The organism is Streptomyces sp. CNS606 (genome assembly GCF_000426325.1).
On record NZ_AUFD01000020.1, the window covers coordinates 77,289 to 93,314 of the forward strand.

13 protein-coding genes are annotated in these 16,026 nt (G+C 69.6%); 3 read left to right on the forward strand and 10 right to left on the reverse strand.

What is annotated here, in order from left to right:
• Nucleotides 1-244: 244 nt before the first annotated feature.
• The 7 genes from K304_RS29290 to K304_RS29295 all read right to left on the reverse strand — a co-directional run bounded on the left by K304_RS29290 (nt 245) and on the right by K304_RS29295 (nt 11,127).
• The gene (locus K304_RS29290) at nt 245-1,429 is read right to left on the reverse strand and encodes an oligopeptide/dipeptide ABC transporter ATP-binding protein (protein ID WP_078529174.1); all 1,185 of its coding nucleotides are present in this window, start codon (nt 1,427-1,429) and stop codon (nt 245-247) included.
• Between the two features lie 12 nt (nt 1,430-1,441).
• Nucleotides 1,442-2,503, reverse strand: coding sequence for an ABC transporter ATP-binding protein (locus tag K304_RS0115505; RefSeq protein WP_027764488.1), 1,062 nt, complete (start codon nt 2,501-2,503; stop codon nt 1,442-1,444).
• 11 nt (nt 2,504-2,514) lie between these two features.
• Nucleotides 2,515-3,492, reverse strand: coding sequence for an ABC transporter permease (locus tag K304_RS0115510; RefSeq protein ID WP_027764489.1), 978 nt, complete (start codon nt 3,490-3,492; stop codon nt 2,515-2,517).
• Nucleotides 3,493-3,600: 108 nt separating this feature from the next.
• A complete protein-coding gene (locus K304_RS0115515) occupies nt 3,601-5,391 on the reverse strand; it encodes an ABC transporter substrate-binding protein (protein ID WP_027764490.1) in 1,791 nt (596 codons plus the stop codon).
• A 100-nt stretch (nt 5,392-5,491) separates the two neighbouring features.
• Nucleotides 5,492-6,523: an ABC transporter permease gene (locus K304_RS0115520; protein WP_027764491.1), complete on the reverse strand. Its 1,032-nt coding sequence runs from the start codon at nt 6,521-6,523 to the stop codon at nt 5,492-5,494.
• Nucleotides 6,524-7,055: 532 nt separating this feature from the next.
• Entirely contained in the window at nt 7,056-8,924 is a 1,869-nt protein-coding gene (gene typA, locus K304_RS0115525) for a translational GTPase TypA (protein WP_027764492.1), read from the reverse strand.
• A 262-nt stretch (nt 8,925-9,186) separates the two neighbouring features.
• Nucleotides 9,187-11,127: an ABC transporter family substrate-binding protein gene (locus K304_RS29295; RefSeq protein ID WP_037790587.1), complete on the reverse strand. Its 1,941-nt coding sequence runs from the start codon at nt 11,125-11,127 to the stop codon at nt 9,187-9,189.
• A gap of 216 nt (nt 11,128-11,343) precedes the next feature.
• On the opposite strand from K304_RS29295, the gene K304_RS0115535 reads away from it, so the two are divergent.
• Nucleotides 11,344-11,877: a hypothetical protein gene (locus K304_RS0115535; RefSeq protein ID WP_027764493.1), complete on the forward strand. Its 534-nt coding sequence runs from the start codon at nt 11,344-11,346 to the stop codon at nt 11,875-11,877.
• A gap of 73 nt (nt 11,878-11,950) precedes the next feature.
• Here K304_RS0115535 and K304_RS0115540 read toward each other — a convergent pair whose 3' ends face one another.
• Together K304_RS0115540 and K304_RS0115545 are read right to left on the reverse strand one after the other, a co-directional pair.
• Nucleotides 11,951-12,502, reverse strand: a complete 552-nt coding sequence (locus K304_RS0115540; protein WP_486591685.1) for a Uma2 family endonuclease — start codon at nt 12,500-12,502, stop codon at nt 11,951-11,953.
• 194 nt (nt 12,503-12,696) lie between these two features.
• Complete coding sequence (locus tag K304_RS0115545; protein ID WP_027764495.1) at nt 12,697-13,125, reverse strand: SRPBCC family protein; 429 nt, start codon at nt 13,123-13,125, stop codon at nt 12,697-12,699.
• 294 nt (nt 13,126-13,419) lie between these two features.
• Between K304_RS0115545 and K304_RS0115550 the strand changes: the two genes are divergently transcribed.
• Entirely contained in the window at nt 13,420-13,938 is a 519-nt protein-coding gene (locus tag K304_RS0115550) for a hypothetical protein (protein WP_027764496.1), read from the forward strand.
• Between the two features lie 82 nt (nt 13,939-14,020).
• Here K304_RS0115550 and K304_RS0115555 read toward each other — a convergent pair whose 3' ends face one another.
• Nucleotides 14,021-14,884: an alpha/beta fold hydrolase gene (locus K304_RS0115555; protein WP_051308495.1), complete on the reverse strand. Its 864-nt coding sequence runs from the start codon at nt 14,882-14,884 to the stop codon at nt 14,021-14,023.
• 118 nt (nt 14,885-15,002) lie between these two features.
• Here K304_RS0115555 and K304_RS0115560 point away from each other — a divergent pair, with 118 nt between their 5' ends.
• Entirely contained in the window at nt 15,003-15,917 is a 915-nt protein-coding gene (locus K304_RS0115560) for an SDR family oxidoreductase (RefSeq protein WP_027764498.1), read from the forward strand.
• The last annotated feature ends 109 nt before the right edge of the window (nt 15,918-16,026 follow it).

Consider the following 16,026-nt stretch of genomic DNA (forward strand, 5'->3'; position numbering starts at 1 on the left):
GCCCACGAGCTTCAACGTAGCCGTCAGGCCAGTCTCCGCGATCGCTGATGAGCGATGCACGAGTTGCGTTCCCACCATCCCCGTAGGGAACAGGTCATCCCTGTCACGGTTGCCTGCCTCTCAATGGCGGCAGCGGTAGCCAGTCGCGCTCAGCTAAGTTGCCGGACCTGCGGCTCTCGCCTACGTGCCGTCGCTTGCCCAAAAGCAAGCGACGGCACGACAGAGACCTTCGCGGATCCCTACCTCACGGCATCTTCTTGACGCTCTCCGTCTCGGCGCGCTCCTCGACGATCTCGCGCTCCTCCTCCGGAGTCACCAACTCGTCGGTCCGGCGCCGGGCGCCCCCGCCGGTCATCACGACGTCCTCGCCGTGGGCGAGGATGGTGGGCTCCTCCGGGAAGTGGCAGGCGGTCAGGTGACCGTCGTGGTTCCCGGAGATCTGCACCAGCGGCGGCTCGTCGGTGGCGCACTTGTCCTGCGCCTTCCAGCACCGGGTGCGGAAGCGGCAGCCCGATGGCGGGTCGATGGGCGACGGCACGTCGCCGGCCAGGCGGATCCGCTCGCGCTGCTCCTCCTCGCCCTCATCCAGCCGCGCCTCCGGCACCGCAGACAGCAGCGCGTGGGTGTACGGGTGGCGGGGCCGGTTGTAGATCGACTCGCGGTCGCCCACCTCGACGATCTTGCCGAGGTACATCACGGCGACCTTCTGCGAGAAGTGCCGCACCACGGCGAGGTCGTGCGCGATGAAGAGGAAGGCGATGCCCAGCTCCCGCTGCACCTTCTGCAGCAGGTTCACCACCTGGGCCTGGATGGACACGTCCAGCGCCGAGACCGGCTCGTCGGCAACGATCAGCTTCGGCTCCAGTGCCAGCGCGCGGGCGACGCCGATGCGCTGCCGCTGGCCGCCGGAGAACTCGTGCGGGAAGCGCTGGTAGTGCTCGGGGTTGAGACCGACGGTCTCCAGCAGCTCCCGGACGCGCTTCTCGCGGCCGCCGGGCGGGTTGATCCCGTTGACCTCCATCGGGCCGCCGATGATGGTGCCCACGGTGTGTCGGGGGTTCAGCGACGACTGCGGGTCCTGGAAGATCATCTGGATCTCGGACCGCATCGGCGCCATCTGGCGTCGCGAGTAGTTCGCGATGTCCGTGCCCTGGTAACGGATCTCGCCGGCGGTGGAGTCGAGCAGCCGGGTCAGCAGGCGGCCCGTGGTGGACTTGCCGCAGCCGGACTCGCCCACCAGGCCGAAGCTCTCGCCCTCCTGCACGGTGAGGTCGACGCCGTCGACGGCCTGGACGTGGCCGACGGTGCGCCGGATGGGGAAGCCGCCCTTGATCGGGAAGTGCTTCTTCAGTCCCTTGACTTCCAGCAGGGGCGCGCCGGTCTTCGACGCCGCGCCCTCCGTCTTCGTCAGGGTGAGTTCCTCGCTCATGTTCCGTTCTCCCTAGACCAGCCGCGGCTTGATCTGCTCGACGAAGAAGGTCTGCTTCTGCTCCGGCGTCAGGTGGCAGGCCGCGCCGCGTCCCTCGGGGAGCGGCGGACGGTCCGCGGTGCAGGAAGCACCGGTGACCTGGCCCTGGAAGTCGCACCGCGGGTTGAAGTGGCAGCCGGGCGGCGGGTTGAGCAGGCTCGGCGGCGTGCCCTCGATCGGGACGAGCTCCTCGTCCACGTTCGAGGTGATGCGCGGCATCGAGCTCAGCAGGCCCCAGGTGTAGGGGTGCTGCGGCGCCCGCAGCACCTCCGCGGTGGTGCCCCGCTCCACGGCCCGGCCGCCGTACATCACCATGATGTCGTCCGCGACGTTGGCGATGACGCCCAGGTCGTGGGTGATGAAGACGATCGCCGAGCCGAACTCCTCCTGGAGCTCGTTGAGCAGGTCGAGGATCTGCGCCTGGACGGTCACGTCCAGCGCGGTCGTCGGCTCGTCCGCGATCAGCAGGTCGGGGTTGCAGACCAGGGCCATCGCGATCATGGCGCGCTGGCGCATGCCGCCGCTGAACTGGTGCGGGTAGTCGTCGACACGGACCTTGGGGTTGGGGATGCCGACCTTGTGCAGCATCTCGATGGCCCGCTCACGGGCCTCCTTCTTCCCCGCGCCCATGTGCTTGCGGTACGGCTCCATGATCTGCCGGCCCACCGTGTAGTACGGCGACAGCGCCGTCAGCGGGTCCTGGAAGATCATGGCCATCTTGTTGCCGCGCAGCTTCTCCAGGTCCTTCTCGCGCGCGCCGGTCAGCTCCTGTCCTTCGAGCAGGATCTCGCCGGTGATCTCGGTGCTGACCGGGTTGTGCAGGCCCAGCACCGCCAGGTTGGTCACCGACTTGCCGGAGCCCGACTCGCCCACGATGCCCAGGGTCTTGCCCCGCTCGAGGTCGAACGAGAGCCCGTCGACGGCCTTGACGATGCCGCCCTCGGTGCTGAACCGGATGCGCAGGTCGCGGACGGAGAGGAAGGAGTCCGCCCCGGTCGGGGGCGTGGTGTCCGCGGTTTTGGTGAGAGTGGTCACGGGTCGATCTCCTAGGCGAGGCGCACGCGCGGGTCGATGAACCCGTACACGAAGTCCACGAGGATGTTGAGCAGCAGGATGAAGGCGGAGGCGAACAGCATGACGCCCATGGTCATGGGCAGGTCCTTGTTGTTCACCGAGTCCACCACGAGGCGTCCGAGACCGGCGAGGCTGAAGGTCGTCTCCGTCACGATGGCGCCGCCGAGCAGGGCTCCGAGGTCGATGCCGAGGATGGTGACGATCGGGGTCAGCGAGCCGCGCCAGGCGTAGCGGAAGAACACGTACTTCCCGGACATGCCCTTGGCCCGGGCCGTCCGGACGTGGTCCTCCTGCAACTGCTCGATGAGCGTGGAGCGGGACATACGTGTGTAGTTCGCGGTGAAGATCAGCGACATCACGAACCACGGGATCAGCAGGCCGATGAACCAGCCGCCGAGGTTCTCCGTGAGCGGCACGTACTCGGGGGCCGGCAGCAGGCCGGTGCTGTAGACCAGGAGTCCGACCACGATCGGGCCGATGAAGTAGATCTGCAGCGAGCTGAGCACCAGCGACGCGGAGCTGAAGGACTTGTCGATCAGCGTGCCCTTCTTGCGGGCGGCGATCATGCCGGCGCCGATGCCGAGGGTCAGGAAGACCACCAGGCCGCCGAGGGTCAGCGAGACGGTCAGCGGGAGGCGGTCGATGATCGTGTCCCAGACCATGCGCTGGTCGTTGAAGGAGACGCCGAAGCACGGAGCGTCGCAGTGGCCGACGTCGAAGCTGCGGCCGGCGACGATGCCCTTCATGAACTCCCAGAACTGCACGGGAACGGGCTGGTCGAGCCCCATCTGCTTCTCGATCAGGGCGACGTTCTCCGGCGTGCAGTTCTTGCCGCAGGCCAGCAGGGCCGGGTTCTGCGGGATCGCGAAGAAGATGAAGAACGTGAACGCACTGATCAGGAAGAGAATCACGAGGCCGCCGACCGATCGGCGGAGAAAGAATTTAAGCATGTTGGTTCGCTGCTCTCGGCGCGGCGGCTACGACGGTGAAACGTGGGCTGAACACCCGGGCGGGTTCCCGGGGGCCTGAAGCCCCCGGGAACCCGTGGTGAGGTGCTGTTACTGCTTGACGTACACCTGGTTCACGTTGATGTAGCTCCGGACGGTGCTGAACTTCGCGCCGCCGATCTTCGAGCCGTGAATCTGGATCGTCTTGGTGTAGTAGAGCGGGACGGCCGGGTTGATCTCCTCCACGATGTGGTGGTGGAGCTTGACCCACTCCTCGTTGGCCTTCTCCGGGTCCTTGATCTTCAGGATCCGGTCGATGTCCTTGTTGGTCTTCGGGTCGTCGATGTGCGAGTAGTTCGACGCACCGTCGGCGATCACGTCACCGTCGTAGACCGGCGGGATGACCGTGGAGGGCGAGGACCAGTCCTGGCCCCAGCCGGTCATGTAGACGTGGAAGGGGTTGTCGACCTTGCCCATCTGCTCGTACCAGGTCTGGGAGTTGACCGCCTTCTTCTGGACGTTGAAGCCGGCCTCCTCGAGCGCCTTGGCGATCACGACCGACTGCTTCTGCCGGATGTCGGTGTTGGCGAAGGCGTAGACCAGCTCCATGTTCTCCTTGCCGGCCTCCTTCAGGAGCTCCCGGGCCTTCTCGGGCTGACCCTTCGGGTTGTCCAGGCGACCGTAGGGGTCGTACTCCGGCTCGTGGCCGGGGAGCGTCGGCGCGAACAGGTTGCCGGCGGTGGCACCCGCGTACTCGCCGCCCTCGGGGGCGAAGATGGCCGGACCGGGCAGCGCGTAGGTGATGGCGTCGCGGACCTTCTTGTCCTTGATGCGCTTCATGTTCATGTTCAGCTGCCAGACGTACGGCTGGTAGCCGGCGACGCTGCGGTCCTTGGCGTTGGTGACCACGTCACGGAGCTGGGCCGCGGAGACGGCACCGCTGAACTGCAGCGCGCGCTGGGCCTCGCCCTTGTCCGCGAGGATGCGGCGGGTCTGGTCCGCGTCATCGTGGTTGAACGTGAACTTCCACTTGTCCGGGTAGGCGCGGCGGATCGGGTCGGTCTCCGCGTCCCAGTGCTCGTTACGGACAAGCGTCATCGACTTGCCCGGCTTGTAGTCCCCGATCTTGTACGGACCCAGCGCCTTCGGGTTCTGGTCGTACTTCTTCTGCGTGTCGTCGTCCTCGGGAACGATCGCGTAGCCGGCCATCGCGAGCGCCTGCGGCAGGTCGTTCTGCGGCGCGTCGAACTTGAAGACGATCGTCTTGTCGTCCGGCGTCTCGATGACGCTGTCCGGCAGGTGGTCACCCTTGTACGGACCGTCCGGGAGGGCCTTGCGGTAGTCGTCGCCGGACAGCCACTTCTGGATGAAGGTCGGGCCGTCGAAGATGACCTCGGCGTACAGGCGCTCGAAGGTGTGGCGGACGTCCGCGGACGTGATCGTGTCGCCGTCCTGGTCCTTGACGCCGTCCTTCAGCGTGTACGTCCAGGTCTTGCCGCCGTCGGACACCTCACCGGCACTGGTGGCGAGGTCGCCCACGATGGTCTTCGACCCGTCGTCGTTCTCCTTGGTCGCGGTGAGACCACGGTGAATCAGCACGGCCAGGTTGCCGGCGTCGCTGACGTAGATCTGGCCGGGGTCCAGGTGGGTGAAGTCCGTCTGCTGGTAGACACGGACGGTCCCGCCCTTGGAGGAACCCTCGACCTCGTCGGCAGGGCCCTGCGAGGCGGCGGCGTCCGCATAGGTGACCGGCTGCGACTGCGCCTCGATGTCGCCGAAGTCGGTGTCCTTGCCCGGACCCTTGTCCTGGCCGCCACCGCCGCTGCAGCCGGTGAGAATCAGTGAGCCGGCCGCCAAGGCGACTGCGGCTCCGCGCATTCTGCGCGAACGGAGGAAACTCATGATGCCGAATACACCTGCCTGTCAGTTGGGATCCATCTGCTGCCGGTTCGCAGCCCGGTAGGCCGGACGCGGGGGTGGCAGCCCCCCGGGTGGACGTCCGTCAACGTCCGGACTTGGGGTCGAAGGCGTCCCGCACGGAGTCGCCGAGGAGGTTGAACGCCAGGACGAAGATCACCATGGCGATGCCGGGGAAGAACATGAACGCGGGGTCGTACTGGTAGTAGTCCGCGGCCGCAGCGAACATCCGCCCCCAGTCGGGGGTCGGTTCGACGTAGCCCGCACCCACGTAGGACAGGAACGCCACAGTCAGGATCGCCGAGGGCAGCATGTAGGTGGCCTGCACCAGGATCGGCGTCATCAGGTTCGGCAGCAGCTCCTTGCGGATGATCCGCCACGGGGACGCCCCGGACACTTTCGCGGCCTCCACGAACTCCCGCTCGCGGAGCGTCAGCGCCGAGCTGCGCACCAGGCGCGCCATGCCCATCCAGCCGAGCACCGCCAGCACGACGACGATTGCGCAGAACTGCACGTAGACCGGCGTCTCCTTGGTGGGCGACACGAACAGGGCCAGCACGACCGGCATGGTGGCGATCAGGGTCAGCTGACCCGGCAGCGCCATCATGAAGTCGGTGATCCGGCCGAGCCAGTAGTCGACCCTGCCGCCGAAGTAACCGCTGACCAGGCCGACCAGGATACCGAGCAGGACCATCGGGATGGTGCAGACGAGCGCGGTGAAGAGCGAGGTGCGCATGCCGTACAGCAGCTGGGTGAAGACGTCGCGGCCCAGCACGGGCTCCACACCGAACCAGAACTCGGAGGACATACCGCCATAGGAGCCAGCGGGATAGTTGAACGCGTCCAGCAGTCCGGGCGTGTCCTGTCCGTACAGGGTGTACGGGTTCTTGCCGTACAGCATCGAGATCACCGGAGCCAGTGCGGCGACCACGAAGAAGGAGATCACCACGCATGCGGAGATCACGCCGGTGCGGTCGCGCTTGAAGCGTCGCCACATCAGCTGGCCGGGAGAGAGACTCTGCTCGCCGCTCTGGCCGGCCGCATCCTTGCTCAGGCTCACTTCGCCGGTACCGGGGGTGTCGGTCTCGACGGAGGGCGCCTGGGTTGGACTTGTCATCGCGTGTTAGCCCCTGCGTTAGTGGTACTTCGCTGACCCCGTCTGGATGGCACCGGGGTGCGCCTGGGGTTGAGCGGACTTTTGCAAGTGAATAAGTGCTCAGTCAAGAGGTGTTGGGGTTGGCTTATGAGCTCGGGGTGCATCTTGAGCGAAGATTGCGCAGATTGACGTCCCAGCGTGCTTGACAGAGAGCGATCGTAGTAGACAAAAACGGACGAACCTATGCGAAACGCGTTCACCATCTCGCAACGTGGCCGTCGCCACGCCGATATACGAACGTGGAGAACTGAACTCCGTACAGGCGTCTCCACAGTCTCTCCTGTTTCGCGACACGGATTCGGTCTTTCGCCTGCTCAGTCCACGCGGGTAGACCTCACCACCCGATCGGCGGCCGATGCGCGATCGAACAGAGGCAACGACGGACACACGGGGCACGCGGGCACACCTCGACGGCCCGGGGGCCGGCGACGTGACGTCGCCGGCCCCCGGGCCGTCGTACGGGCGTGCCGGGGCGCCTCCCGGCGCCCCGTCGTCAGCGCTTGGCGCGGGAGGCCGTGCGGGCGCGCTCCTTCTGGTCCAGGACGACCTTGCGGATGCGCACCGTCTCCGGCGTCACCTCGATGCACTCGTCCTCACGGCAGAACTCCAGCGACTGCTCCAGGGAGAGCTTCCGCGGCGGCACCAGGTTCTCCGTGGTGTCCGCGGAGGCGGCGCGCATGTTGGTGAGCTTCTTCTCCTTGGTGATGTTGACGTCCATGTCGTCGGCGCGGGAGTTCTCCCCGACGAGCATGCCCTCGTACACCTCGGTGCCGGGCTCGATGAAGATCGTGCCGCGCTCCTGGAGGTTCATCATCGCGAACGGGGTCGCCTTGCCCGCCCGGTCCGCGACCAGCGAGCCGCTGCTGCGCGTGCGCAGGTCCCCGAACCACGGCTCGTGGCCCTCCGAGATGGAGTGCGCGATGCCGGTGCCGCGGGTCTCGGTCAGGAACTCCGTCCGGAAGCCGATCAGGCCGCGCGACGGCACCAGGAACTCCATCCGGATCCAGCCCGACCCGTGGTTGGTCATGGTCTCCATGCGGCCCTTGCGGGAGGCCATCAGCTGGGTGATGGCCCCGAGGTGCTCCTCGGGCGAGTCGATCGTCATCCGCTCGACGGGCTCGTGGAGCTTGCCGTCGATCTCCCGGGTGACCACCTCGGGCTTGCCGACGGTCAGCTCGAAGCCCTCCCGCCGCATGGTCTCCACCAGGATGGCCAGCGCCAGCTCGCCGCGGCCCTGCACCTCCCACGCGTCCGGACGCTCGGTGGGCAGCACGCGGAGCGAGACGTTGCCGATCAGCTCGCGGTCCAGGCGGTCCTTCACCAGCCGCGCGGTGACCTTGTGGCCCTTGCCGCCCTTGCCGACGAGCGGCGAGGTGTTGGTGCCGATGGTCATGGAGATGGCCGGCTCGTCCACGGTGATCAGCGGCAGCGCCACCGGGTTCTCCGCGTCGGCGAGGGTCTCGCCGATCATGATCTCCGGGATGCCGGCCACCGCGCAGATGTCGCCCGGGCCGGCCTTCTCCGCGGGCTTGCGGGTCAGCGCGTCCGTCATCATCAGTTCGCTGATGCGCACGTTCTGGACCGTTCCGTCGCGCTTCATCCAGGCCACCGTCTGGCCCTTGCGCAGCTCGCCGTTCTTCACCCGGAGCAGCGCGATGCGGCCGAGGAAGTTGTCCGCGTCGAGGTTGGTGACGTGCGCCTGGAGCGGCGCGTCCTCCTCGTACGTGGGGGCGGGCACGGTCTCCAGCAGCGTGGTGAAGAACGGCTCCAGGCTGTCGCTGTCGGCGGGCACGGTGCCGTCGTCCGGCTGGGTCAGCGAGGCCACGCCGTCCCGGGCGCAGGTGTACACGATCGGGAACTCGATCTGGTCCTCGTCGGCGTCCAGGTCGAGGAACAGGTCGTAGGTCTCGTCGACGACCGCGGAGATGCGGGCGTCGGACCGGTCGGTCTTGTTGATGCAGAGGATCACCGGCAGCCGCGCCTGGAGCGCCTTGCGCAGCACGAAGCGGGTCTGCGGGAGCGGGCCCTCGGAGGCGTCCACCAGCAGCACGACGGCGTCGACCATGGACAGGCCGCGCTCCACCTCGCCGCCGAAGTCGGCGTGGCCCGGGGTGTCGATGATGTTGATGACGACCGGGTCGCCGCCCTTGCGGTGGTACTTCACGGCGGTGTTCTTGGCGAGAATGGTGATGCCCTTCTCGCGCTCCAGGTCGTTCGAGTCCATCACCCGGTCGTCGACCGACTCGAGCTGGTGTGCGGCGAACGCCCCCGCCTGCTTGAGCATGGCGTCGACCAGGGTCGTCTTGCCGTGGTCGACGTGGGCGACGATGGCGACGTTACGAATATCGTGGCGGGTGGGCATGCGTGGGCGCTTCTCCCGGAGTCGTGGATGACGGCGCGACCGATCCGGTCCGCGCGGTCGCCGGGCTCATCACTGTGCTGTGCGCCGCGGCCTCATTACCGCCCCATGGTACGGGCCGGGGGCCTCGCCGCCGCCCCCGGGTCTCGACGTGCGGACGCGCGTGTGCTAGCGCCCGGCGCCGCGTCCGGTCGCACGGCACGGCCGCCTCGCCGTCCACCCGGGGTGACCGGGCGGGCGAGGCGGCCGTACCGACGACGGCGGCTTACTCCGTGCGGCCGATGTCCTGGTAGCGCGGGGTCTGGAAGCCGTACGCGCCGACGTTGGCCAGGTCCTCGCGGACCGCGACGAGCTGGGGACGCTGGTACAGCGGCACCGAGCCGGCGGCCGCCCAGATGCGGGAGTCGGCGCGGCTCAGCAGATTCTGGCGCTCCTCCCGGTCCAGCTCGCCGACGGCCGCGGCGAAGAGCTGGTCGATGCGGTCGGTTCCGACCCGGGTGTAGTTCTGGCGCACGGTGAGGGAGCCGTTCCCCGCCGGGACGGGCTTGGCGAAGATCGGTCCGGCGTCGGTCGCGGGGAACGCGCTCGCCGGCCACGCGTACAGGGCCAGGTCGAAGTCGCCGGACGCGATGTGGTCGCGGAACAGGCTCTCGTCCTCGACCCGCTCGATGCGGGTGCGGATGCCGACCTCGGCGAGCTGGTCCGAGATCTGCTCGGCCGTCGCACGGGTGAGGGCGCTGCCGGGGCCGTCCGGGACCAGGAAGCGCAGGGCCAGCGGGTTGCCGCCCTTGGTGCGGACGGCGGCGGCGCGGCCGGCCTCCAGCCTCTTCATCTCGTCGGCGCGCTGCTCGGCCCGCTCGCCGTCGCGGTTCTTCCCTTCCTCGTCGCCCTTCTCCTTGGCGTCGACCGGGGCGTCCGGGTCGTCGCCCGTGGCGGGGGCTCCGCTCTCCCAGCCCGCGTCGGCGAGCAGGGCCTGCGCGGACTCGACGTCGCGGCCGCCGAGAGCGGCGCTGTTGTCCTGGTATCCGGCCTGGTCGCGCATCCGCAGGTGGCTGCCGAGCGCCTGGGCCGGCAGCCCCAGGCCGGCGAGCGCCTTCTCCGCGAGCGCCCCCCGGTCCAGCGCCCGGGCGAGGGCGCGGCGCACGCGTTCGTCGCCGAGCGGGCCGGAGGCGCCGTTCAGGGCGAGCTGGGTGTAGGCGGGGGCAAGGGCGCGGCGCACGTCGTACGTCCCGAGGTCGCCGGTCTTCTTCCGGGCATCCTTCCGGGACTTCCCGGCGGTCTTGCCGTCGGCCCTCTCCTTGTCGCGGGGTTTGGCGTCGGTGGTGTGGACGCCGTCGATGCGCTCGGCGAGCTTCGGGGTGACTTCGGCGACGTCGACCTTCCCGGCGGCGAGCGCCGCGCCGCGTTCGGCGCGCGGCACGACCGTGAGCGCGATCCGGTCCAGCTTCACCTCGTCCCCCCACCAGGCGTCGTTGCGCACGAGGGTGACCCGGTCGTCCTTCTTCCCGAACGGCTTCACGGCGAAGGGCCCGCCGGAGGCGGGCAGCCGGGTGCGTGCCTCCTCGTTGAAGCCGTCGGGGCTGCCCATCACCGACTTCGGGTAGAGCGGTGTGAAGAGCGACTCCCAGTCGGCGTACGGCTTCTTGAAGGTGACCTCGACCTGGCGGGGGGTGTCGCCCGCCGCCACCTTCGCGATCCGGTCGTAGCCTGCGTTGCGGGCCGTCCAGTAGGCGCTGTCGCCACCGCCGAGCGCCTTCCACTGGGCGCGGAAGTCGGCGGCGGAGAGGGCACGGCCGCCGCTCCAGCGTGCGTCCTCGGCGAGGGTGTAGACGACCGTCTGCCGGGGTTCGGTCTCGGTGACCTCGGCGGATTCGAGGTAGTCGCCGTTCCGCTGGGGTCGGCCCCGGCTGTCCAACGTGAACAGGGCGGGCAGCACGGCCTCCGCGATGCGGGTGGTGGCACCGGTGGCGTCGGGCTGGAAGACGTTCAGCGTGGTGGGCATCGCGTCGACGGCCCAGCTCAGCGTTCCTCCGTCGGCGACGTCGTCGCGGGAGACGGCGCGCACGTCCCGGGCGGCTCCGCTGTCGCCGTGCGGGGCGTCGTCTCCGCCCGAGGTGCACGCGGCGAGCGGCAGCAGCAGGCCGCCGGCGGCGAGTACGGCCGCGCAGCGCCGCGCGGCGGTGTCGATGGCTGGTGCGGCTGGCATCGCGGGAACCTCCGGGGCGCGCGGACGCCGCCCCGGGTGGGCCGGCGGGTCGTCGCAGGTGGGCCGTGTGGTGCACGGGCTCGGTACGCACCCACTGAAAGCGACCGGACGCGGTGCGGCATCCGGGCAGGTCCATCCGTGTGCCGACGCCACCCGCCCGGCGCACACGTCCGCGGGCGCCCCGCCCCGCCGAGAGCGGGGTGTAATCTGAATTACATGATTACCCAGCAAGAGCGTGAGAAGCTGCGCGGCTGGTTCGCCGGCCGCCTGCCGGACGAGGTGTACGAGGAACTGCCCGACGTGACGGTGGACCGCGAGGAGATCACCGTCGTCGGACGGATCACCGGGCCCAGGCTCGCCGACGACGTCTCGCCGGAGGAGCGGGAGGCTGCGGCGGAAGGCCGGCTCAACGAATTCCGGGAACGCACCCGGGAGGCACGGATGGCCGTGGCCCGCGAGGCCGAACGCCGGTTCGGGCGCAAGGTCTCCTGGGGCGCCCGGTGCGACGACCTGGAGGCGGTGTTCACCAACGTCTCGGCGCCGGTGATGTCACGCCTGCGCCAGCCCGAGCGTCAGGTGCTCGACGTGCTGATCGCGGGCGGCGTGGCCCGGAGTCGCAGCGAGGCGCTCGCCTGGTGCGTGCGCCAGGTCCACGCCAACGCCGCCGACTGGTTCTCCGAACTCGCGGACTCGCTGGAGCACGTGCGCCGAGTCCGCGACCGCGGCCCGCACACCCGGACCGCGGACTGACCGGCGGCGGACCGCACGGAGCGACCGCCGGGCCGTCCGCGGCCGAGGGGCCCCGCCGGACGCTGACGGCGGTTCAGAACTCGGAGGTGTCCAGCTCGATCGCCAGCGGTTCCGGCAGGGTGAGGGTCTTGGCGAAGGACGTCTCCTCGAGGTGGGTGTACCGGCCGTCCAGCGGCTCGGAGTAGACCCTGACCGTGCCGGCCTGCCTGTCGACGAGGAGATAGAGGGGGACGCCCGCGGCCGCGTATCCCCTGAGCTTCCCGGCGCGGTCCTTCTCCGCCGTCGACGTGGACGTCACCTCGCCGACGAGCAGCACGGGGGCGGGGTCGTGGTACTCCTCCTGGTCGGCGAACGCCCCCTTGGGCGCCACGACCAGGTCGGGAATCACCTTGCCCGTCACCGAAGCCCCGGGGATGTTCAGCCCGAGGCCGGTGTAGCGCCCCAGTTTCCGGCGTTGGAGCACCACCTGGGCGGTCAGCTCCGAAACGATCTCCTCATGCTCACCGTTCGCCGGTGGGGTCACGTGGATCTCCCCCTCGATCAACTCCACGCGCCACCCCTCGGGAGCGGCCGTGCTGAGGGAGTCGAAGGCTTCTTCCACGGACCGGGCCATCGGATCGTCCATACGGTCATCCTCGTCAGCGCACGTCGTACGCTCCGGGACGGTCAGCACCATGGCGGGCCTCCTCCTGTTTACGGAGCGACGTTCTCACCCTAAGCGAGCCGACCACCACGAGAACGGACCTCGTTCACTCGAACGCGTGAGCGGATACGTTTCTGCAGGTCACCCCGACTCCGCACTCCGTTCAGGCGAACCGTTCAGGCGTTGCCGGCCGCCTTCTCCGCCGCACGCTGGAACTCGCCGAGGTCGTAGTGAGCGAGGACGGAGTCGAGGTTGGTGAGCGCGCCCAGGTGCTCCACGAAGCCGCGCGGGTTGTACTCGATCTGGAGCGCCACCCGCGTCCGCGTGTCGCTGACGTGGTGGAAGGTGACCACGCCGGCGTGCTCGACTCCGTCCATCGTGCGCCAGGCGATCCGCTCGTGGGGGACGACCTCGGTGAGTTCGGCGGTGAACGCCTTGTCCGCGCCGGGCAGGGCGAGCCACCACGAGAAGGTCCGGTCGTCGATGCGCGCGACCTTCTGCACGTGGCTGAGGAACTCCGGCCAGCGCGTCACGTCGCTCCACAGCGCCCAGGTCACCGCCACCGGGGCGTCGACGTCCACGGTCTCCACGAGGGAGGACGACACGTTTCTCCACCTCTTTCCCATGTGTACGAAGGGGAGTTGGCACCCCGCGTACCCCGCCGCGCCGCTTTCATGACCGGGCGGTGCGGCTCGCGCGTCAGCGCCGGGGGCGCACACCCCCCTGCGGCGAACGCGCCCCCACACGCGGGCAACCCTCCACCGGCCCCGCGTGTCCGACAAGGCGGAAGAAGCGGACAGATGACGTTCTTCGCGTTGCCCGTCCGCAGCGTGGAACGCGTGCGCCTGCCGCGTGTGCGCTCCGCCGACCCGTCAGACCGAAGCAAGGGGGACACCTCGATGCGTGCACGAACGACCGCGATCGCCGCCACCGCCTGTGCGCTGGCGCTGCTGCCGGCAGCCTCCGCCGTCGCCGGTACGGGGCCCGCGCCGGACAAGCAACGCAAGGCCGCGTCCACCGCGCCCTCCGCCGCCGGCAACCCGCTGAGCGCCCGCGCCCAGGCGGCCGGCGTCTGCACCGACGCGTACGAGATCGGCACCGCCGGATACATCGTCCGCGACGGGCAGCGGATCGGCTCCGTCAAGCAGTTCTACTCGCCGTCCTGCGGGGAGAACTACGGCTACCTGTGGGTGTGGCAGAGCTTCCGCGCCTCGCACGGCGACTACGACGTCTCGGTCGGCGTCTACAGCTACAGCCGCGACGAGTTCGTCGGCAAGCGCACCTGGCTGAACACCAACGGGAAGGAGTACTGGTCCAACCCGGCCGACACCACCTCGGAGTGCACCGCCGCCGTCGGCTCCCTCCGCGCCGCGGGCGACCCGCTGGCCGGCCAGGCCGCAAGCTCCAAGCGCTGCTGACACCGCACCACCGTGGCAGCAGCGGGGCGTCGGTCCCCCCGGGCCGACGCCCCTCGTCGCTCTTCCGGTCCCGCCCCTCCCGTCAGCGGCCGGCGAGGAACTCCCCCACCTCCGGTGCCAACAGCCCGACCTTCGGGTTGTGGGACAGTCCGCTCAGCATCCTGTGCTCGGCCGCGGGCAGCAGGCCGGCGATCGCACGGGAACCCTTGCGCAGCAACGGGTCGCTCTTCTCGCCGGAGATCACCAGGGTGGGCGCCGTCACCCCGGCCCAGTCCTCCGGTCGCAGCGGCTCCCCGCGCATGTAGGGCGCCATCACCGCCCAGTCGTGCGCGGTGGCCGGCGCCGTGGCCCGGAGCTTCGGCCAGAACGGCGTGAACCGCATCGCCGCGACGACGAAGGACGGGACGCCCATGCCCCGCGTCATGAAGTACCGCACGGTCTCGTCCCGGCGGCCGGCATCGATCAGCGCATGCAGCCGTGTCTGCAGGTCGGCGGGCGGAACGTGGTGTTCGTCGTCGACGACGAACGGCGGCTCGAACGCGACGACGCGCACCAGCCCGGGCAGCCGGCCGCCTGCGGCGGCGAGCAGCGCGAGGGCGGCGCCCGAGGACCAGCCGAACAACGAGAGATCGTTGTCCGGCCCGCCCTCGGCCTCCGCCAGCGCCACCAGGTCGTCGATCTCGCGCCGCACGTCGTACACACCCGGAGTGTCACCGCTGTCACCGCGACCGCGCCGGTCGTAGGTGAGCACCGTCAGCCCGTGGTCCCGGACGAGCGCCTCGGCCAGCTGCGCCATCTTGGGAAACTTCCGGTAGCTGAACGCGCCGCCTATCTGGATGACGGTGCCCGCGCCGCCGCCGCGGCGGCGGTCGTAGACGATCTCCGTGCCGTCCGCCGAGACGACGGATCCCTGCTCGATCGCCGCGCTCTGTGATGTCGTCGCCATGGCCCGCTCCTGATGGAAATCCGAGGCACCGCGCGGTGCACTGTGGTGAGGTTCACCGGTACGGACGGCACCGGGCCCGGAAAATCATCGCTCGGGCGCGCAAGGACGGGAGAGGAACGTGGCAGGAGCACTGGACGGGCGGGTCGCGCTGGTCGCCGGGGCGACGCGCGGAGCCGGGAGGGGCACCGCCGTGGAGCTGGGCGCGGCCGGGGCGACGGTGTACGTCACCGGGCGGACCACGCGCGGGCGGCGGTCGGAGTACGACCGGCCGGAGACCATCGAGGACACCGCCGACCTGGTCACCGCAGCAGGGGGGCACGGCATCGCCGTGCCCACGGACCACCTCGACCCGGCGCAGGTGCGCACGCTGGTGGAGCGGATCGAGTCCGAGCAGGGCCGGCTGGACGTGCTGGTCAACGACATCTGGGGCGGCGAGAAGCTCTTCGACTGGGACGCCCCGGTCTGGGAGCACGACCTGGACGCCGGCCTGCGCCTGCTGCGCCTCGCCGTCGAGACGCACGCGATCACCAGCCACCACGCGCTGCCGCTGCTGCTGCGGAACCCGGGCGGTCTGGTGGTGGAGATGACCGACGGCACCGCCGAGTACAACGCCCGGAACTACCGGGTGTCGTTCTTCTACGACCTCGCCAAGTCGTCCGTACTGCGCATGGCGTTCGGACTGAGCCGCGAGCTGGGCCCGCGGGGCGCGACGGCGGTGGCGCTCACCCCGGGATGGATGCGGTCGGAACTCATGCTCGACGCGTTCGGCGTCGCCGAGGAGAACTGGCGGGAGGCGCTCACGGATCAGCCGCACTTCGCGATCTCCGAGACCCCGCGTTTCGTGGGCCGGGCGGTGGCGGCGCTTGCCGCGGACCCGGAGGTGGCGCGCTGGAACGGCGACTCGCTCTCCAGCGGCGGGCTGGCGCGTGAGTACGGCTTCACCGATCTCGACGGCAGCCGCCCGGACGCCTGGCGCTACCTGGTCGAGGTGCAGGACCCCGGCAGGCCGGCGGACGTCACGGGCTACCGCTGAGGGGTGTCCGGCCCGCCCCGGACACCTCACTCGAACGGGTCAGTCGTGTACCCCGCAGAGCGAATCCCCGTCCGCGCTCTTCACAACGCGTGTGTGACGTAGAACACTC